Origin of the sequence: Cellulomonas sp. ES6, assembly GCF_030053835.1 — a bacterium.
GTDB lineage: Bacteria > Actinomycetota > Actinomycetes > Actinomycetales > Cellulomonadaceae > Cellulomonas.
The window spans coordinates 969,447-988,169 of sequence record NZ_CP125655.1; the positions used below are offsets into that span (position 1 = coordinate 969,447).

The 18,723-nt window shown below is 77.3% G+C and carries 17 protein-coding genes; 5 read left to right on the forward strand and 12 right to left on the reverse strand.

Annotated features, from left to right (window positions below; all coding sequences use genetic code 11):
- The first annotated feature begins 3 nt into the window (after positions 1 to 3).
- From cydB to P9841_RS04615, 4 genes are read left to right on the forward strand one after another with little or no spacing between them, the layout of a single operon-like run.
- A complete protein-coding gene (gene cydB, locus P9841_RS04600; protein WP_283320905.1) occupies positions 4 to 1,104 on the forward strand; it encodes a cytochrome d ubiquinol oxidase subunit II in 1,101 nt (366 codons plus the stop codon).
- The gene (gene cydD, locus P9841_RS04605) at positions 1,101 to 2,879 is read left to right on the forward strand and encodes a thiol reductant ABC exporter subunit CydD (protein ID WP_283320906.1); all 1,779 of its coding nucleotides are present in this window, start codon (positions 1,101 to 1,103) and stop codon (positions 2,877 to 2,879) included. Before cydB ends, cydD begins: the two co-directional genes overlap by 4 nt.
- Entirely contained in the window at positions 2,876 to 4,837 is a 1,962-nt protein-coding gene (gene cydC, locus P9841_RS04610; protein WP_283320907.1) for a thiol reductant ABC exporter subunit CydC, read from the forward strand. Before cydD ends, cydC begins: the two co-directional genes overlap by 4 nt.
- Before the next feature lie 56 nt (positions 4,838 to 4,893).
- Complete coding sequence (locus tag P9841_RS04615) at positions 4,894 to 6,618, forward strand: sensor histidine kinase (protein ID WP_349306926.1); 1,725 nt, start codon at positions 4,894 to 4,896, stop codon at positions 6,616 to 6,618.
- Between the two features lie 6 nt (positions 6,619 to 6,624).
- Here P9841_RS04615 and P9841_RS04620 read toward each other — a convergent pair whose 3' ends face one another.
- Positions 6,625 to 7,254 (reverse strand): response regulator, encoded by a 630-nt coding sequence (locus P9841_RS04620; RefSeq protein ID WP_222172615.1) that lies wholly within the window; start codon positions 7,252 to 7,254, stop codon positions 6,625 to 6,627.
- Between the two features lie 159 nt (positions 7,255 to 7,413).
- Between P9841_RS04620 and P9841_RS04625 the strand changes: the two genes are divergently transcribed.
- The gene (locus P9841_RS04625; RefSeq protein WP_283320908.1) at positions 7,414 to 8,364 is read left to right on the forward strand and encodes a phosphoglycerate dehydrogenase; all 951 of its coding nucleotides are present in this window, start codon (positions 7,414 to 7,416) and stop codon (positions 8,362 to 8,364) included.
- 49 nt (positions 8,365 to 8,413) lie between these two features.
- Here the strand turns inward: P9841_RS04625 and mutM are convergent, their stop codons facing one another.
- The 11 genes from mutM to P9841_RS04680 all read right to left on the reverse strand — a co-directional run bounded on the left by mutM (position 8,414) and on the right by P9841_RS04680 (position 18,519).
- Positions 8,414 to 9,322, reverse strand: a complete 909-nt coding sequence (gene mutM, locus P9841_RS04630; protein ID WP_283320909.1) for a bifunctional DNA-formamidopyrimidine glycosylase/DNA-(apurinic or apyrimidinic site) lyase — start codon at positions 9,320 to 9,322, stop codon at positions 8,414 to 8,416.
- A gap of 7 nt (positions 9,323 to 9,329) precedes the next feature.
- On the reverse strand, positions 9,330 to 10,046 hold the full coding sequence (gene rnc / locus P9841_RS04635; protein WP_283320910.1) for a ribonuclease III: 717 nt from the start codon (positions 10,044 to 10,046) through the stop codon (positions 9,330 to 9,332).
- A gap of 60 nt (positions 10,047 to 10,106) precedes the next feature.
- The gene (gene rpmF, locus P9841_RS04640; protein WP_146839392.1) at positions 10,107 to 10,301 is read right to left on the reverse strand and encodes a 50S ribosomal protein L32; all 195 of its coding nucleotides are present in this window, start codon (positions 10,299 to 10,301) and stop codon (positions 10,107 to 10,109) included.
- A gap of 2 nt (positions 10,302 to 10,303) precedes the next feature.
- Positions 10,304 to 10,882 (reverse strand): YceD family protein, encoded by a 579-nt coding sequence (locus tag P9841_RS04645; protein WP_283320911.1) that lies wholly within the window; start codon positions 10,880 to 10,882, stop codon positions 10,304 to 10,306.
- A 119-nt stretch (positions 10,883 to 11,001) separates the two neighbouring features.
- The gene (locus tag P9841_RS04650; protein WP_283320912.1) at positions 11,002 to 11,490 is read right to left on the reverse strand and encodes a hypothetical protein; all 489 of its coding nucleotides are present in this window, start codon (positions 11,488 to 11,490) and stop codon (positions 11,002 to 11,004) included.
- Positions 11,487 to 11,990 (reverse strand): pantetheine-phosphate adenylyltransferase, encoded by a 504-nt coding sequence (gene coaD / locus P9841_RS04655; RefSeq protein ID WP_283320913.1) that lies wholly within the window; start codon positions 11,988 to 11,990, stop codon positions 11,487 to 11,489. Before coaD ends, P9841_RS04650 begins: the two co-directional genes overlap by 4 nt.
- 10 nt (positions 11,991 to 12,000) lie before the next feature.
- Positions 12,001 to 12,582: a 16S rRNA (guanine(966)-N(2))-methyltransferase RsmD gene (gene rsmD, locus P9841_RS04660; protein ID WP_283320914.1), complete on the reverse strand. Its 582-nt coding sequence runs from the start codon at positions 12,580 to 12,582 to the stop codon at positions 12,001 to 12,003.
- The gene (locus P9841_RS04665; RefSeq protein ID WP_283320915.1) at positions 12,579 to 14,261 is read right to left on the reverse strand and encodes a DUF6297 family protein; all 1,683 of its coding nucleotides are present in this window, start codon (positions 14,259 to 14,261) and stop codon (positions 12,579 to 12,581) included. The genes rsmD and P9841_RS04665 overlap by 4 nt, the downstream gene beginning before the upstream one ends.
- On the reverse strand, positions 14,258 to 14,950 hold the full coding sequence (locus tag P9841_RS04670) for an ABC transporter ATP-binding protein (protein ID WP_283320916.1): 693 nt from the start codon (positions 14,948 to 14,950) through the stop codon (positions 14,258 to 14,260). The genes P9841_RS04665 and P9841_RS04670 overlap by 4 nt, the downstream gene beginning before the upstream one ends.
- A gap of 63 nt (positions 14,951 to 15,013) precedes the next feature.
- Complete coding sequence (locus tag P9841_RS04675; protein ID WP_502848472.1) at positions 15,014 to 17,263, reverse strand: ATP-dependent DNA helicase RecG; 2,250 nt, start codon at positions 17,261 to 17,263, stop codon at positions 15,014 to 15,016.
- Positions 17,260 to 18,519 (reverse strand): DAK2 domain-containing protein, encoded by a 1,260-nt coding sequence (locus tag P9841_RS04680; protein WP_283320917.1) that lies wholly within the window; start codon positions 18,517 to 18,519, stop codon positions 17,260 to 17,262. The genes P9841_RS04675 and P9841_RS04680 overlap by 4 nt, the downstream gene beginning before the upstream one ends.
- Positions 18,520 to 18,723: the final 204 nt, after the last annotated feature.

The following is an 18,723-nucleotide window of genomic DNA, read 5'->3' on the forward strand; positions in this document are numbered from 1 at the left end:
GACATGGAGCTCTCGACTCTCTGGTTCCTGCTCATCGCCGTCCTGTGGACCGGTTACCTGGTCCTCGAGGGGTTCGACTTCGGCGTCGGCATGCTGCTGCCGTTCCTCGGCCGCAAGGACAAGGACCGCCGGGTGATGATCAACACGATCGGCCCGGTCTGGGACGGCAACGAGGTGTGGCTGCTCACCGCCGGCGGCGCGACGTTCGCGGCGTTCCCCGAGTGGTACGCCACGATGTTCTCCGGGTTCTACCTCGCCCTGCTGCTGATCCTGCTCGCGCTGATCATGCGGATCGTGGCGTTCGAGTGGCGCGGGAAGATCAACACGGACGCGTGGCGGGCGTGGTCCGACCGCGGCATCATCATCGGCTCCTACGTCCCGGCCCTGCTGTGGGGCGTGGCGTTCGGCAACCTGGTGCGCGGCGTCGAGCTCGACGCGAACCACCAGTACGTCGGCGGGTTCTTCGCCCTCCTGAACCCGTTCGCCCTGCTGGGCGGCGCCACGACGCTGCTGATCTTCCTCACGCACGGCGCCGTGTTCCTGGCGCTCAAGACCTCCGGCGACATCCGCGAGCGGGCCGGCGCGGTGGCCGCCCGGCTCTCGGTCGTCACCCTCGTGGTCGCGGGCGGCTGGGCCGTGTGGGCGCAGCTCGCCTACTCGGTGGCCTGGACGTGGGCGGCGGTCGTCGTCGCGGCCGGCGCGCTCGTGGCCCTGGTCCTGACGACCCGCGCGCGGCGCGAGGGCTGGGCGTTCATCGCCTCCGCCGTGGCGATCGTCGCGGCCGTGGTGCTGATCTTCGGGTCGATGTACCCGGACGTGATGCCGGCGTTCGACCCGGCGAACTCGCTGACCGTCGACAACGCGTCGTCCACGCACTACACGCTCACCGTCATGACGTGGGTCGCCGTGATCCTCACCCCGATCGTGCTGCTCTACCAGGGCTGGACGTACTGGGTGTTCCGCAAGCGGATCTCGACGGACCACATCCCGGAGCACACCGGGCTGACGTTCGCCGAGGTGACGTCGAAGGTCGGTGCCGGCACCGGTCACGGCGGCACCTCCCCGACGGCTCGACCCGGGCCTGAGGACCGCCCAGCCGCGTGAAGCCGCTCGACCCGCGCCTGCTCCGCCACGCCCGTGCCGCCCGGGGGTACCTGGCCCTGACGGCCTCCCTGGGGATCGTCACGGCAGGGCTCGTCATCGCCCAGGCGGTGCTGCTGGCGCAGGTGCTCGCGGCGGCCGCGCACGACGGCGCCGGCCTGCCCGACCTGCTCCCGCGGGTCGGGTGGCTGGCGGCCGTCGTCGCGGCGCGCACGGTCGTGACGGCCGTGCAGGAGCGCTTCGCGCACCGCGCGGCGACCCGGGCCGTCGCGGAGCTGCGCGAGCAGGTCGTCGCGCGGGCCGCCGAGCTCGGCCCGCGGTGGCTGGCGGAGGGTGAGGGCGCGCGCGTCGTCACCCTCGCCACCCGCGGGCTCGAGGCGCTCGAGCCGTACTTCGTGCGGTACCTCCCCCAGCTCGTGCTCTCCGCGACCGTCACCCCGGCGACGCTCGTGGTGATCCTCGGGCTCGACTGGGTCTCCGCCGCGATCGCCGCCGGCACGCTGCCGCTGGTCCCGATCTTCATGGTGCTGATCGGCCAGCTCACGCAGGGGCGCTCCGACCGCGGGCTGCGCGTGATGCAGCGCCTCGGGTCGCAGGTGCTCGACCTGGTCGCGGGCCTGACCACGCTGCGTGCCTTCGGGCGCGAGCGCGGCCCGGCGGCCCGCGTGCAGGCGCTGGGCGACGCGCACCGCCGCGCCACGATGGGCACCCTGCGGATCGCGTTCCTGTCCGGCATGGTGCTGGAGCTGCTCACCACCCTGTCCGTCGCGCTGATCGCCGTGGGCATCGGCCTGCGGCTCGTCTACGGCCAGCTCGACCTCGAGACCGGTCTGGCCGTCCTCGTGCTCGCTCCCGAGGTCTACCTGCCCCTGCGGCAGGTCGGGGCGCAGTTCCACGCGTCCACGGACGGCGTCGCCGCCGCCGACCAGGTCTTCGCCGTGCTCGAGACGCCCGTCCCCGGGCGTGGCGAGCAGCCCGCTCCGGACCTGCGCGCCGCCGCGGTGCGCCTCCGGGACGTGAGCGTGCGGGCACCCGGACGCGACCTGCTCGCGCCCGCCGGGCTGGACCTGACCGTCGCCCCGGGGCGCACCGTCGCCGTGACCGGCCCGAGCGGTGCCGGCAAGTCGACCACCGTGGACCTGCTGCTCGGCCTCCTGCGTCCCGACCGGGGCGCGGTGGAGGTGGTCGACCCCGACGGCCGCGCGACGCCGCTCGCGGACCTCGACCCGCAGACCTACTGGCGGCAGGTCGCCTGGCTCCCCCAGCGGCCCGTCCTGGAGCCCGGCTCGGTGGGCCGCCTTGTCGCCGGCGCCGAGGACGCGGAGCTCACGCCCGCCGCCCGCGCGGACCGCGACCGGGCTGCCGCCCTGACGGGGCTCGACGCCGTCGTCGCGGGCCTGCCGGACGGGTGGCGCACGGAGCTCGGACGGGGCGGGGCGGGGCTGTCCGTCGGGCAGCGGCAGCGGGTGGCGCTCACCCGGGCGCTGCTGTCCGAGGCGCCGCTCGTCGTCCTGGACGAGCCGACGGCGCACCTGGACGCCGCCGGGGAGCAGGTGGTCCTCGACACGGTCCGCGCCCTGCGCGCCGCGAACCGGACCGTGGTGCTGGTGGCGCACCGGCCGTCGCTGGTCGCGCTCGCCGACGAGGTCGTGACCGTGCGGTCCGCGCCGCTTCCCGCGTCCGCCCCTGACGGCGTCGTCGCGGGCGCCGGGGTCGCGGGCGGCGGCGTCGCGGCAGGCGGCACCGGAGCCTCCGGACGGGCGGAGGGCGCACGATGAGCACCTCGCCGACGCCTCCGGGAGCAGCGGCAGGCCGCCTCCCGGCCGCGCACCCCGCGGCCGCCGCGCCCGTCGGTGGCGCACCCATCCGTGCCGCGTCCGCCGACTCCGGCCCGGACCGCCGCCCGCGCGGGCTCCGGCACCGCCTCTCCGGCGACCCGCTGTGGCGCGCCGTGCGGCTGCTGGACGTGAACCCCCGGCGCGCCGCGCTCGCGGTGCTGCTCGGGGTGGCGGCGCTCGGGTCGGCGGTCGCGCTCGCCGCGGTGTCCGCCTGGCTCATCACACGCGCCGCGCAGATGCCGCCGGTGCTCGAGCTCTCGGTCGCCACGGTCGCGGTGCGCGCCTTCGGCATCGGCCGCGGCCTGTTCCGCTACCTCGAGCGGCTGGTGTCGCACGACGTCGCGCTGCGCGGCATGAGCCGGCTGCGGACGACGCTCTACCGCCGCCTCGCGGAGGGGCGCGCGGAGGCCACCCTGGGCCTGCGCCGCGGCGACCTGCTCGCCCGGGTGGGCGCGGACGTCGACGCCGTGGGCGACGTCGTCGTCCGGGGGCTCCTGCCGGCCGCCGTCGCGGCGGTCCTGGGCCTCGGGACGGTCGTCGCGATGGGCCTGCTCCTCCCGGCCGCCGGCCTCACGCTCGCCGTGTGCCTCCTCCTCGCGGGCGTCGTCGCCCCCTGGCTGGCCCAGCGCGCCGCGCGGACCACCGAGCAGCGCGCCGCCACGGCCCGGGCCGAGATGGCCGCCACCGCCCTGGGTCTGCTCGAGGACGCCGGGCCGCTCGCCGTCCAGGGCCGCACCGGTGCCGAGCTGTCCCGGCTCCGCGCCGCCGACTCCGACCTCGCGGCGGCGACGGACTCCGGCGCCGGTCCCGCGGCGCTCGCCGCCGCCCTCGGCACGCTCGCCGTCGGGCTCGCCGTCGTCGCCGCCCTGCTGGTCGGCGTGCCGGCCGTGACGGCGGGGACGCTCGCCCCCGTGGAGCTCGCGGTGGTGGTCCTCACCCCGCTCGCCGCGTTCGAAGCGACGAGCGTGCTCCCGGCGGCCGCGATCCAGGTGCACCGCTCGCGGGCGGCCGCGCAGCGGCTCGTCGCGCTGCTGGACGACGCGGCGCAGCCGGATCCCGCCGCGGACGGGGCGGGTGCCGCCCCGGCTCCGGTGGCGGCGTCCCCCCGCTCCGCGTCGCCCTCCGCCGGCGGCCCCCACCTCGCCGCGCGCGGCCTCGCCGTCGGCTGGCCCGGGCGGGAGTCGGTGGTGACCGGCCTGGACCTCGACCTGGCCCCCGGGCGCAGCGTCGCCGTGGTCGGACCGTCCGGCGTCGGCAAGACGACGCTGCTGCTGACCCTCGCCGGGATGCTGCCGGTCCGCGGCGGCGAGCTCCTGCTCGACGGGGTGCCGCTGGCCGCCGTCGACCCGGCCCTGCGGCTCTCGCGCCTGGCGCTCACCACCGAGGACGCCCACGTCTTCGAGACCACCGTGCTGGAGAACCTGCGCGTCGCCCGCGGGGACGCCACCGCGCAGGACGCCGTCGCGGCGCTGGAGCGGGCCGGCCTCGGCGAGTGGCTCGCGGGCCTGCCGGACGGCATCGACACCGCGCTGGGGCCCGACGCGCGCAGCGTCTCCGGCGGCGAGCGGCGCCGGCTCCTGCTGGCCCGCTCCCTGCTGGCGACCGCCCCGCTGCTGCTCGTGGACGAGCCCGCGGAGCACCTCGATCCCGTGACGGCGGACCGGCTGGTCGGCGACCTGCTCGGCACGCCGCGCACGGCCGGCGGCGGTCGCGGCGTGCTGGTCGTCACGCACCGGCTCGCGCCCCTGGGCGCCGCGGACGAGGTCGTCGTCCTCCGGGACGGCCGGGTCGCGGCGCGCGGGACGCACGCGCACCTGCTGGACACCGACGCCGACTACCGTGTGGCCCACGCGACCGAGCAGCACGACAGTGGGGCACAGACATGGCGGACCACCTGAGGGCACCGGACACCACACCCGGTCCCGGTGCCGGCGCGCCCGGGTCCGGCCCGGGCGTGACGACCACGATCCACGTCCGCGAGCCCGGTGGCCGCTCCCACCTGGAGCTCGGCACCGCCGCCGAGACCGGTGACGAGCTCGCCGACCTGCTCGACGCGGTCCTGTCCGTGGCGTCCGGGCTGGAGCTGCCCGGGGTGCTCGAGCGGTTCGTGCGGGTGTCCGTGGAGCTGACCGGCGCCCGCTACGGCGCGATCAACGTGCTGGACTCCCGCGGCGAGTCGACCACGTTCGTCCAGACCGGCGTCCCCGCGGCGACCGCGGCGCTCATGGGCCACCCGCCGCACGCGCAGGGCGTGCTCGGCCGGATCCCCGCGCAGGGCGTGCTCAAGCTCGACGACCTCACGCAGCACCCCGCGTTCCGCGGCTGGCCCGCCGGCCACCCGCCGATGGGCTCGTTCCTCGGCGCGTCCGTCCGGGTGCGCGACCAGGTGTACGGGTACCTGTACCTGTCCGAGAAGGACGGCGGGTTCACCGACAAGGATGCCACCACCGTCATCGCGCTCGCCGCGACCGCGGGCGTGGCCGTCTCCAACGCCCAGCTCTACGCGGACGCGGCCCGCCGCGAGCACTGGCTGCGCGCCGGCCAGGACATCACGACGATGCTGCTGTCCGGCGCGGACGAGGAGGAGGCGCTCGCCCACATCGCCGCGACCGCGCGGGACGTCGCCGACGCGGACGCCGCCGCGCTGGCGCTGCCGGGCGTCGGCGGCGAGCTGCTCATCGAGCTGGCGGACGGGCACAACGCCGAGACCCTGGTCGGCGCCCAGCTCACCCCCGGCGGGCCGACCTGGTCGGTCATGCAGGAGGGCACCGGGCTCGTCATCGACTCGCTCGCCAAGTCGCGGCGCATCACCGTGCCCGCGATGCGGTCGTTCGGGTCCGCCCTGTTCGCCCCGCTGCAGACCTCGGGGCGCGGCGTGGGCGTGCTCATCCTGCTGCGCCGCATCGGCTCGCCCGCGTTCGACGCGAACGACCTCGCCACGGCCGAGTCGTTCGCCTCCCAGGCGGCCCTGGCCTTCGTGCTGGCGGAGGCCCGCCACGCCCAGGACCAGGCCGCGCTGCTCGACGAGCGGGAGCGCATCGCACGCGACCTGCACGACCTCGCGATCCAGCAGCTCTTCGCCACGGGCATGCAGCTCGAGACCGTCCGGCGGCGGTCCTCCCGCGGCGTCGACCCCTCCGAGCTGACGAGCATCGTCGAGGAGGCCCTCGACAACGTCGACGCCTCCGTGCGGCAGATCCGCCAGATCGTGTACGCGCTGCGGGACCCGGACGCCGCGACCGGCATCGTCGAGCGGCTGCGGCGCGAGGCGTCGCTCGCGCGCACGGGCCTGGGGTTCGCGCCCTCGCTGGTGGTGCTGCTCGACGGGGAGGCCGTGCCGGACGGCGACTACATCGTCGCGGACCTCGTGGACGAGCGCATCGGTCCCGACCGGACGGACGACGTCGTCGCGGTGGTCCGCGAGGGGCTCGCGAACGCCGCCCGGCACGCCCACGCGTCCTCGGTCAGCGTGCGCATCGGGGTGCGCGGCGCGGGCCCGACGGGCGCGGTGCGCGTGGAGGTGGAGGACGACGGCGCGGGTCTGCCGGCGACGCGGGACCGCCGGTCCGGCACCGGCAACCTCGCCGCCCGCGCGCGCCAGCACGGCGGGACCTTCTCGCTCGGCGTCGCGCCCGGGGGGACGGGGACGCTGCTGTCGTGGGAGGTCCCGCTCGGCTGAGCCGGATCAGGAGTGGCCGGTCTCCGCGCGCCACCCGCTGTGACGCCGCGCGGCCACCCAGGCCGCGACCTGCGTGCGGCGCTGCAGGCCCATCTTGGCGAGCAGCGACGTGATGTGGTTCTTGACCGTCTTCTCCGCGACGCCCAGGCGCTCGGCGATCTCCCGGTTCGACAGGCCGTCGCCGATGAGGTCGAGCACCTTCAGCTCGCTCGGCGTGAGGTTCTCGGTCGGGTCCTCGTGCCCGGCCCGGCGCCGGGTGACCGTCCGCTCGTCCAGCAGCGTCCGGCCCGCGGCGACGGCACGGATGACGTCCGTGATCTCGGCACCGCGCACGCTCTTGAGGAGGTACGCGGCGGCCCCGGCGTCCAGGGCCGCGGCCAGGGCGTCGTCGTCGTCGAACGACGTGAGCACGATCGCCCGCGCCGTCGGCAGGGTGACCTTGACCTGGGTCATGAGGTCGATGCCCGTGCCGTCGGGGAGCTGGAGGTCGACCAGGAGCACGTCCGGGTGCACGAGGCCCGCGCGCCGGACGCCGTCGGCGACCGACCCCGCCTCGGCGACGACCTTCATGCCGTCGGCTCGCTCGACGACCTCGGCGATGCCGCGCCGGACGACCTCGTGGTCGTCGACGATCATGACCGAGATCGGCCCGGTGCGGGCCGGCGGGACTGCGCTGTTCGTGGCGGACACGATGGCATCGTAACGACACGCGGGCGCCAGGCGACGCACCGGCGCTCCGACGCCCCGCCGGTGCGTCGCCTGGCGCCCTCCCGTCCGGTACGGGAGCCTGCCCGCATGACGACCACCGTCCTGCTGCCCTCCTCGATCGCGCTCTCCCCCACGCTGCCGGACGGCGTGCGCACCGCTGCGTACGACGTGCGGGAGCCGCTGCCCGACGCGCTGCTGGACGCCGACGCCCTCGTGGCGTGGGGGAACCCGACCGACCAGCTCGCGGACGCCGCCCGCCGCATGGGACGGCTGCGCTGGGTGCAGACGCTGGCCGCCGGCCCCGACTCCGTGCTGTCCGCCGGGTTCGCGCCGCACGTCCGGGTGACCTCGGGGCGCGGCCTGCACGACGGGCCGGTCGCCGAGCACACGCTGGCCCTGGTGCTCGCGGTCGCACGCCGGTTGCCGGAGCTGGTGCGCGCGCAGGACGAGCACCGGTGGGCCGCCGAGCTCGGCGGCGTCCAGCGCCTCCCCCACGAGGGCGGGGACTTCCGCTCGCTCGCGGGCGCACGGGTGCTCGTGTGGGGCTTCGGGTCCATCGCGACCCGGCTGGCACCGCTGCTGACCGTCCTGGGCGCCCAGGTCGTCGGGGTCGCGTCGACGGCGGGGACCCGGGCGGGCTACCCGGTGATCACCGCGGCCGAGGTGCACGAGGCGCTGCCCGGCACGGACGTGCTCATCGGCATCCTGCCCTCGACGCCCGCCACCCGCCGGGTGCTCGACGCGCGGGTGCTCGGGCGCCTGCCCCGGCACGCCTGGGTGGTGAACGTGGGCCGCGGGTCCACGCTCGACGAGGAGGCGCTGCTGACCGCCGTCCGGGAGGGTCGCCTCGCCGGGGCCGCGCTCGACGTCTTCGAGACCGAGCCGCTGCCCGCGTCGTCACCGCTGTGGGACGAGCCCCGCATCCTCATCACGCCGCACGCCGCCGGCGGTCGGCCGGTCGGTGCGGACACCCTGCTCACCGACAACATCGCGGCGTTCGTCCGGGACGAGCCGCTGCGCAACCTCGTGCGCCGCTGACCGGCGGGGCCTGCCGGGGCCCGGCGGATCCCGGCAGGGCCTGCCGGGGTCAGGGCGTCTGGCAGACCGGGCAGTAGTGCGACGACCGGTTCGCGAACGCGACCCGCACCACGGGTGCCCCGCACCGCGGGCACGGCCGGCCCTGCTGCCCGTAGACCGCCAGCGAGCGGTCGAAGTACCCGGACGCCCCGTTGACGTTCACGTACAGCGCGTCGAAGCTCGTGCCGCCCTGCGCGAGCGCGTCCCGCATCACGGAGGCGGCCCCGTCGAGCACGCGCAGCGCCGTGCCCTGGTCGAGCGACGACGTCGGCGCCGCGGGGTGCACCCGCGCCCGCCACAGCCCCTCGTCGGCGTAGATGTTGCCCACGCCCGACACCAGGCCCTGGTCGAGCAGCGCGCGCTTGACCTCCGTGCGCCGGCGCCGCACCGCGCGGGCGACGGCCTCCGCGTCGAGAGCCGGGTCCAGGAGGTCGCGCCCGATGTGCGCGACCGGGGCGGGCAGCAGCGACAGCGCGGAGCCCGCGCCGCCCGGACCGCCGTCGGCGGTGGGCACCAGGTCGGCGACCGACACGTGCCCGAAGGTCCGCTGGTCGACGAAGTCCAGCGCGCCGCCGTCCTCCAGCAGCAGCCGCACGCGCAGGTGCGGGTGGGCGTCCCCCGACTCGACGTCGGCCGCGGACCCGCGCACGAGCAGCTGCCCGCTCATCCCGAGGTGCGCCAGCAGGGCGTCGTCCGGGTGCTCGCCGGCGGGGCGGTCCAGCGGCAGCCACAGGAACTTGCCGCGCCGGACGGCCGCCACCGGGGTGCGCCCGACGAGCCGTCCCGCGAGGTCGTCCGGACCCGCGACGTGCCGGCGGACGCTGTACGGGCGACGCACCTCGACGGCGCGCACCGTGCGACCGACGACGTGCCGCTCGAGGCCGTCGCGGACGGTCTCGACCTCGGGGAGCTCGGGCACGGGGCCGTCAGCCGGCCGAGCGGCCGTCGTCGCCGGCCCCGGCCTCGCCCTCGAGCGCGGCGTACGCCAGGGCGGCGGCCCGCTGCTCGGCGAGCTTCTTCGCGGTGCCCGTCCCGGTGCCGCGCACGACGCCGGCCACGACCGCCTCGGCGGTGAACGTCCGCGCGTGGTCCGGCCCGTCGCTCGTCACCGCGTAGGCGGGCGCACCGAGGCCGAGCGTGGCCGTGAGCTCCTGGAGGCTGGTCTTCCAGTCCAGGCCGGCGCCGAGGTCCGCCGCGGCGGTGAGCGTGGGACCGACCAGCCCCATGACGACCCCGCGCGAGACCTCGAGCCCGTGCGACAGGTACACCGCGCCGAACAGGGCCTCGAGCGTGTCCGACAGGATCGAGTCCTTGTCCCGGCCGCCCGTCGCGAGCTCGCCCTTGCCGAGCAGCACGTACGAGCCGAGGTCGAGCGTCCGCGCGACCTCCGCCAGCGCCCGCTGGGACACGGTCGCGGCCCGCATCTTCGCGAGCTCGCCCTCCGACTGCGCGGGGTGCCGCCGGTAGAGCTCCTCGGTGACGACGAGCCCGAGCACGGTGTCCCCCAGGAACTCCAGGCGCTCGTTCGTCGGGATGCCGCCCGCCTCGTGGGCGAACGACCGGTGGGTGAGTGCCAGCACCAGCAGCTCGGGGTCCAGGTGGACCCCGAGCTGCTGGGCGAGCTCTGCTGCTGCTGTGCTCATGGTGCGGTCATCCGCCCGGGCGGCGCGTCGGCGGCTCGGGCGGACGGGTGGCGCGTCGGCTCAGCCGGCGTGCTCGGTCCGCATCGCCTCGGCGTAGCGGCGACCGGCGTAGGCACCGCAGGTCGGGCACGCCTGGTGCGGGCGCATGTCCGACTTGCACTGCGGGCAGGTGCTGAGCGTCGTGGCAGTGGTCTTCCACTGCGACCGACGCGCACGGGTGTTGCTGCGCGACATCTTGCGCTTCGGAACAGCCACGGCTAGCTCTCTCTCTTCTCGTCAAGCGTGCTCTGCAGGCCGCCGAGGGCCGCCCACCGAGGGTCAATGGTGTCATGCGAGTGTCCCGGCTCGTCCGCCAGGCGCGCTCCGCACTCGGAGCACAGACCCGGGCAGTCGTCCCGGCACAACGGCTGGAACGGTAGCGCAGTCACCAGCGCGTCCCGCAGCGCGGGCTCGACGTCGGCCAGGTCGCCGTCCAGCTCGCGCACGTCCTCCTCGTCGTCGCCGTTCTCCGCCGCCACCTCGGCGCGACCGGGATACACGTACAGCTCCTGCACCGGGACGTCGACGTGGTCGACGACCTCGTCCAGGCAGCGGACGCACTCCCCGACCACCCGGGCACCAACGGTTCCGGAGACCAGGACCCCCTCCATGACCGCCTCGAGCCGCAGATCCAGCTCGAGGTCGTCGCCGGTGGGGACGCCGATCACGTCGGTACCGAGGTCCTCGGGCGCGGGAACCGTGCGCTGCACCCGCCGCATCGATCCCGGACGTCGCCCGAGCTCGTGGGTGTCGAGCACGAGCGGCGAGCGGGGATCGAGGTGAGTCGGGCGCTCCACGGTCCACGTTCCTGTCGTGAGGGGTCTCGGTGCCTGCGGTGACCGGCAGGACCAACGGTCGATCCTACGGCACGGCGGGGGCGTGCGCCCAATCCGGCCGCTGCCGGCGCCCGGGCGCGCTACGCCGGGTCGTCCTCGAGCCGTCCCGCGAGCTTCGCCCGCCCGGCCTGGACCTGGCTCAGCACCTTGCCCAGGTCGATCTCGAACTCCGCCAGCCGGCGGTCGCAGTAGTCGTCGGCGTCACGGCGCAGGGCGCGGGCGGTCTCCTCCGCCTCGCGCACGATCTCGGCGGCGCGCTCGCCGGCCTGCGCCACGACCGCCTCCTGCTCGACGAGCTCCGCGGCACGGCGCCGCGCGGCCGCCTCGATGCGCTCCGCGTCGGCGCGCGCGGCCGCCCGCTCGGCGTCCGCGGCGGACAGCACCTCGTCCGCCCGGCCGAGCTGGGTCGGCAGGGCCTCGCGGGCCTGCGCGACGAGGTCCAGCAGCTCCGCGCGGCTGACGAGGACGGACGACGACATCGGCATCGCGCGCGCGGCCTGGAGCGCCTCCTCGAGCGCGTCGAGGACGGCGGTGAGGCCGTGGCGGGCGGCGGCGGTCGGCTCGGTCATGCGGGGCTCCCCTCGGGTCCGGGCGCAGGGGCCAGCGCGGCACGCACGGCGGCCGCGACGGCGGGCGTCACCAGGTCGTCCACCGGTCCGCCGTGCCGGGCGACGTCCTTGACGAGCGACGACGCGACGTGGGACAGCGCCGGGTCGCCGACGACGAACGCGGTCTCGACCCCCGACAGGTGCCGGTTCATCAGCGCCATCGGCAGCTCCGCGTCGAAGTCCGCGCCGCCCCGCAGGCCCTTGACCACGACCGTGGCGCCGAGGGCGCGCAGCTCGTCGGCGAGCAGGCCGTCCGACGACGCCACGCGGACACCCGGCAGGTCCGCCACGGCGTCCTCGATCAGCGCGACCCGGGTGCCGACGTCCAGCAGCGGGCGCTTCGCGGCGTTGTGGGCGACGAGCACGACGACCTCGTCGGCGAGCCGCGCCGCGCGGCGCACCACGTCGAGGTGGCCGAGCGTGAACGGGTCGAACGAGCCAGGGCAGACCGCGAGCGTCACGCCAGCGAATCTACCTCCGGGCCGGCTCGTCGTCCGGGACGGGGCTGCGCGCGCCGAGGTGCACGGCCGTCTCGCCGTAGGTCCGGGTGTCGAAGCCGTGCATCCCCGCGGGCCACGGGGGCGCCGCGCTCCGGGCGGACCGCTCGACCACCACCACGGACTCGACCGTCAGGGCCGGCACCAGCGCGGCGAGGACCTCGGCCAGCGTCGCGTCGGGCACGTCGTACGGCGGGTCGAGCAGCACCAGGTCCCACGGCTCGGCCGGCGGGCGGGCGGTGTACGCCTCGACACGGTCGCGGACCACGGCGACGCGGTCCGCGAGGCCCAGCGCGGCGGCGTTGCGGCGGCAGACGTCCGCCGCGGCGCGGCCCCACTCGACCAGCACCACGCGCGCGGCCCCGCGGCTCGCCGCCTCCAGGCCGAGCGCCCCGGAGCCCGCGTAGCCGTCGAGCACCCGGGCGCCCTCGACCGCGTCGAGGTGCTCGAGCCGCGAGAACAGCGCCTCGCGGACGCGCTCGCTCGTGGGGCGCGTGCCCCGGGGCGGCACGGCCAGCGTCCGCCCGCCGACCGAGCCCGCCACGATCCGCGTCACCGCCCACCGCCCTTCTCCGGCTCCGTCGCCTCCGCCAGCCGGTCCATCATCGTCTTCGTGCTGGTGCTGGACCCGAACGCCAGCGCGATCGCCGAGGCCACCGCCTGCACCACCACGAGCGTCGGCACGACGGTGCCGAGCGCCACGCAGATGACGACCGGGACCATGCCGAGCACGGCGACGTCCGGGCCCCGCGACAGCACGCCGGCCACGCCGCCGGGCAGCGCACCCATCGGGGTCGAGACCAGCGGCCCCTGCCAGTTCGGCGCCGGGCGGTACGCGCCGCGCACGGCCGCGCCCGCCCACACGGGTGCCGAGACGACGCCGAGCAGCAGCCAGGCCACGAGGTCGCCCTCCCAGCGGCCGATCGCGGCGAACGCGACCCCCGACCACAGCAGCATCGCGACACCGGGCACGACGAGCCGCGCCCGCCGGACCCGCGCGGCGGACAGCGGCAGCAGCCGGTCCACCACGGGCGCCATCTCCGCGCGGCGCGCGCCCTCGGCGGTCGCGAGCATGCCGACGTAGCCGCTGACCAGCACCGCGACCACGACGCCCAGCACCCCGGCGAGCTGCGGCGTGACGACGACGACCACGGGCACGAGCGCGGACACCACGAGCTGCACGAGGTGCCGCGGGGAGCGCAGCAGCACCGTGGTGTCGGCGACCACGACCGCGGACACCGGTCCGCGCACCAGCCGCATGCGCCGCACGGAGCGCCGGCGGGGCCGGGCCGCCGAGTCGGACAGCGCGCGGCCGAGCTCGCGCGAGTCGAGCGACACCACGGCGCCGGCCGCCTGGGTCGCGACGGAGCCGCTCTCCCGCAGGTGCCGGCCGCGGATCCGGCCGAGCCGGGTGTCCAGCCACCAGGCCAGGCCGCCGACGGCCAGGAGGAGGACGCCGAGGACCGCCGCCGGGACGTCCGGCAGCGCCGTCACCCGCCAGCCCGCGAGCGCGGCGACCAGCGCCAGCACCGGGGCGGCGGCGACGACGAGGTCCCCCACGACCGCCGTGGTCCTGCGCGGCACCCCGCGGGACTGCGCGAGGCCCGCGAGCAGCACCAGCGCCGCGCAGGACAGCCCGGCGGCCGCGCCGATGCGCAGCACGTGCCCGACGCCGTGGTCCGCGAGCAGGCCGCCGTCGAGCAGGGCCACCACGACCGCGCCCACCACGCCGGCGGCGACCGGGAGGCGCCGGGCCGTCGGCCGCAGCAGCCCGCGGCGGTCCACCGGGGACCCGAGCCACCACGTGGCCTCGGCGCCGCCCGCACCGACCGGCCCGAGCCGCGCGCCGAGGGAGAGCACGGCCCCGCCCACCAGCACCGCCACGACGGCGACCACGGTGGGCAGGCTGATGCCGGTGGACAGCGCCTGGTCGGGGACGTGGGGCAGCGCGGTGCGGAGCTGGCCGGCGACCCCGAGCGCGACACCGAGGCCGATCGCCGTCGTGACCGCGGCGTAGTACACGTCGCCCAGCACCTCGCCGAGGCCAGCCCCCGACCGGCGGCGCGCGACCTGCGCGGTGTACCGGCGGATGGACCGCGCGGCGGGGACCGGGGTCACCCCCTCGCTCGGCGACACCGCCGGCGCGGGCGCGTCCTCCCAGGTGGCGTCGCCCGTCGCACCGTCCCGCGTGGCGAACTCGTCGACCGACTCCGCGCCGGGCCGCTGCGCGGTCACAGCACGCCCGGGCGCAGCGCCTCGACGGCGTCCGCGACGCCGAGCAGCCGGGAGCTCTCGTCGCCCACGAGCACCGCGCGGTCCGCGACGGCGCGCAGCAGCTCCGGGTCGTGCGTCGCGAGCAGCACCGAGCCGCCCGCGCGCTTCTCGGCGACCAGGCGCTCCGCCAGGTGGTCGCGCATCGCGACGTCCAGGCGCTGCTCGGGCTCGTCCAGCACGAGCAGCGACCGCGGACGCACGAGCCCGGCGGCCAGCAGCAGGCGCCGCCGCTGGCCCGACGACAGGGCGACCGGCAGCGCCGCCGCGTGCTCGGTCAGCCCGAACTCGTCCAGCAGCCCGTCCACCACGGCGTCCGCGCCCTGGACGCCGTGCGCCCGGGCCGTGAGGTACAGGTGCTCGGCGACGGTCAGCGCCGGGAAGTACGCGTCGTCGTCCAGCACGCTCGCCACCCGCGTCCGGAAGCCGACCTCGCGCTCGTCGACCGGTCGTCCCAGCACCTCCACCCGGCCGCCGACGGGCTCGAGCAGACCGAGCACGGCGCGCAGGACGGTCGACTTGCCGGAGCCGTTCGCGCCGACGAGGGCGAGCGCGCGGCCCGGTGGGAGGGTGAAGGACACGGGGGCGCACACGGGCTCCCCGCCGTAGCCGACGAGCAGGTCGACGGCACGGATCACGGGCTGCTTCGACACGGCAGCAGCGTACGCACCGCCGCGGGGCGTCCCGGCGGGACCGTCGGCCCGCGTCCGGTCCGGTCACGTGCGGTCGAGGAACTCCTCGCGCTCGCCCGCCAGCACGCCCTGGATCGCGGCCGCGAGCGCCGGGTGGCCCGCGAGGTCCGGGTCGCCCTCCACCAGGGCGCGCGCGGCGACCCGGGCGCGCTCGATCACGTCCGCGTGCCGCGTGACCTGCAGCAGCCGCAGCGAGGACCCCCGGCCGGACTGGGCGGCCCCCAGCACGTCGCCCTCGCGCCGCAGCTCCAGGTCGACGTCCGCGAGCTCGAAGCCGTCCCGCGTGGCCGCGAGCCGACCGAGCCGGACGGCGGCGGGCGTGCCCTCGGCGACGTCCGCCACCAGCAGGCACACCCCGGGCCGGCTCCCCCGGCCGATGCGCCCGCGGAGCTGGTGGAGCTGGGAGATCCCGAACCGGTCGGCGTCGAGCACCACCATGACGGTCGCGTCGGGCACGTCCACGCCGACCTCGATCACCGTGGTCGAGACGAGCACCGGCACCGCGCCCGAGGCGAAGTCGGCGAGCGCCCGGTCCTTGTCCTCCGGGCCCATCCGGCCGTGCAGCTCGCCGACCCGGACGCCCCGCAGGGCCGGCGTCCCGCGCAGCTCGGCCGCGACCTCGGTGACGGCGCGCAGCGGCCGCGGCGCGGGGGCGTCGTCCCCGGGCCCGTCCGGCAGGTCCGTCACGAGGTCCGCGCCGTCGACGTCCTCACGCTTCGCGTCCCCGTCGATGCGCGCGCACACCACGTACGCCCGCCCGCCACGCTCGACCTCCTCGCGCACCCGCTGCCAGGCGCGGTCCAGCCAGGCCGGCCGCGCGGCCGGGACCAGGTGCGTGACGACCTCCGCGCGACCCGCCGGCACCTCGCGCAGCGTCGACGTCTCGAGGTCCCCGAACACCGTCATCGCGACCGTGCGCGGGATGGGCGTCGCGGTCATCACCAGCAGGTGCGGCACCCCGCCGGCCTTGGCGCGCAGGACGTCGCGCTGCTCGACGCCGAACCGGTGCTGCTCGTCCACGACGACCAGGCCGAGGTCCGCGAACTGCACGTGCTCGGACAGCAGCGCGTGGGTGCCGACCACGATCCCCGCCGCGCCGCCCGCGATGTCCGCGAGCGCGCGCCGGCGGGCCGCCGAGCCCTGCGAGCCGGTCAGCAGCGCCACCCGGGTCGCCCCGTCCGCGCCGCCGAGCATGCCGCCCTCCGCGAGGTCGCCGAGCAGGGCCTGGAGCGTCCGGGCGTGCTGGGCGGCCAGCACCTCGGTCGGCGCCAGCAGCGCCGCCTGACCGCCGGCGTCGATCACCTGGAGCATCGCCCGGGCGGCGACCACGGTCTTGCCGGAGCCCACCTCGCCCTGCAGCAGGCGCTGCATCGGGCTGTCCGCGGCGAGCTGCCGGGCGATCTCCTCCCCGGTCGCGCGCTGCCCCGCGGTGAGCGCGAACGGCAGCCGCGCGTCGAACGCGTCCAGCAGGCCCCCGGCCCGCCGCGGACGGGCGACGGCGCCCTGGGCGGCGAACCGCGCCTTGCGCCGCGCGAGCTCCGCCTGCAGGACGAACGCCTCCTCGAACCGCAGCCGCCCGAGCGCCCGGTCGAGCTCGGCCTGGTCGTGCGGCCGGTGCACGCCGAGCAGCGCCTCCCGCAGCCCGGGCATCGCGCCGCGCACGTCGTCCGGCAGCGGGTCGGGCAGGTCCCGGTCCGTCATGGAGGTGAGCACGACCTTGACCGCCTCGACGACGGTCTGGTTCTTCAGCCCGGACGTCAGCCCGTAGACCGGCCGGGGCCGCTCGCTCTCCGCCAGCCGGGTGGCCTCGTCCGCGACGTCGTCGGTCTCCCGCAGCTCGTACTCGGGGTGCAGGAGCTGCATCTGCCCGCGGTAGTCCTTGACCGTCCCCGAGAACAGCCCGACCGCTCCCGGCCGCAGCTCCTGCTCGAACCGGCGCAGCGCGCCCTGGTGCTTGGCGAACCAGGTGAGGTGCAGCCGGTCGCGCCCGTTGCGCACCACCGCCTCGAGGATGACGCCGCCGCGGGAGCGCATCGTGCGCATCGTGGCCTGCTCGACCTCGGCGTCCACCGTGACGTGCTCGCCGACGCGCAGCTCGCCGATCGAGGTCGGGTGGCCCCAGCGGTGGTAGCGCCGCGGGTAGTAGCGCAGCAGGTCGCCGACGGTGAGCACGTCGAGCTTCGCCAGCTTCTTCGCGACACCCGGCACCACCCTGCCGAGGTCCTGCTCCAGGTAGGGCAGCGGCCGCACGACCGCGTCGTCCGGGGCCGTCACGCGCGGGCCCCCGTCGTCCGGGCCTCCGCAGGCTCCCCGCGCGTCGCGGCCCGCACCGCGCGGTCGTCCACCACGCCCGCGACGACCGCCCACGAGGGGTCCAGGTCGCCCGGCGCGAGCAGTCCCCCCGGCAGGACCGTCACCGGGCCCCCGCCGGCCGCGGCGTCGCCCGCCGCCCGGCGCACGGCGTCGCGCGCGGCCGCGGGGGCGGTCCCGGCGGGCAGCAGCGCCACCACCGCGCCGGCGTCCGCGAGGGACGCGGACGCGGCCGCCGACGCCGTGCACGCGACGACGGGCCGGACCCCGCCGAGCAGCGCGCGCACCGTGGCGGTCCAGGCCGCGCCCGACGCGTCGAGCACGGCGGCCGCCCCGACGGGCGCGGGCGTGTGCACGTGGGCCGTGACCAGCCCGTCGCCCGGGACCACCGCCACGGCGTCGCCCGCGGACCCGAGCGCCCCGGCCAGCGCGCCGGCCACGGCCACCGCGTCGGCGGTGCCGAGCAGCGCGACCACCTCGTAGGCGGCCGGGCCGGCGGGGACGCCGCCGCCCGGCCGGGCGCGCTCCGGGCCGTCGACCTCCGGCGCCGGCCCGGCCGGGCGCGCGTGCTCGGTCAGCCAGCCGACGTCGACCGCCCCGGCGCGGCCGGCCAGCGCCGCCGCCAGGACGTCGAGCAGCACCAGCAGCGCGCACGCGCCGGCGTCGACGACCCGCGCGGAGCGCAGCACCGGGTGCGTGGCGCTCACCCGTGCCAGCCCGTCCCGTCCCGTCGCCACGCCGGCGGCGAGCGCCGAGGCGTCGTCCGCCCCGGCGTCCGCGGCCTCACGGGCGGCGTCCGCGACGCCCGCCGCGACGGTCAGCACCGTCCCGTCCTCGGGCACCGGCACCGCCTCCCGGGCGGCCTGCGCCGCCACGCGGAGCGCCTCGGGCAGCGTGCCGGACGCCGCGCCGGCCAGGCCGCCCAGGTAGCGGCTGAGGATCACCCCGGAGTTGCCGCGGGCGGACAGCAGCGCGCCCCGGGCGAGCGCCCGCAGCACCTGCGGCCCGTCGCCGGCCCCGGCGGGGACGGCCGCCACCTCCTCGGCGGCGCCGCGCACCGTGAGCAGCACGTTGGTGCCGGTGTCGCCGTCGGGGACCGGGAAGACGTTCACCGAGTCGATCCGCTGCTGCGCCGCCTCGAGGGCGGGTACCGCGCGGTCGAGCCAGTCGCGCAGCACGGCGCCGTCGTCCAGCCGTCCGGTCCCGGGTCGCCCAGCCACGTCCGCGCGCAGTCCTTCCGTCGTCCGTGCGGACCCGCTGACCCGCACCCCCTTACTCTGCCCCACCGCGGTGACAGCCCACGCGTCGTCCCCGGGCACCCCGGGCCCGTGCACCCGCCGGGAACACCGGACCGGGGACGCGCGGCACGCGCCGGGGCCCGGTGTGACGGACGTCGTTTTGAGGCGCACGGCGCTCGTGGGCTA

Coding starts and splice junctions, on each gene's coding strand:
- cydB (WP_283320905.1), top strand. CDS start 4: ATGGAGCTCTCGACTCTCTGGTTCCTGCTCATCGCCGTCCTGTGGACC.
- cydC (WP_283320907.1), top strand. CDS start 2,876: ATGAGCACCTCGCCGACGCCTCCGGGAGCAGCGGCAGGCCGCCTCCCG.
- P9841_RS04620 (WP_222172615.1), bottom strand. CDS start 7,254: ATGATCGTCGACGACCACGAGGTCGTCCGGCGCGGCATCGCCGAGGTC.
- P9841_RS04625 (WP_283320908.1), top strand. CDS start 7,414: ATGACGACCACCGTCCTGCTGCCCTCCTCGATCGCGCTCTCCCCCACG.
- rnc (WP_283320910.1), bottom strand. CDS start 10,046: ATGAGCACAGCAGCAGCAGAGCTCGCCCAGCAGCTCGGGGTCCACCTG.
- P9841_RS04650 (WP_283320912.1), bottom strand. CDS start 11,490: ATGACCGAGCCGACCGCCGCCGCCCGCCACGGCCTCACCGCCGTCCTC.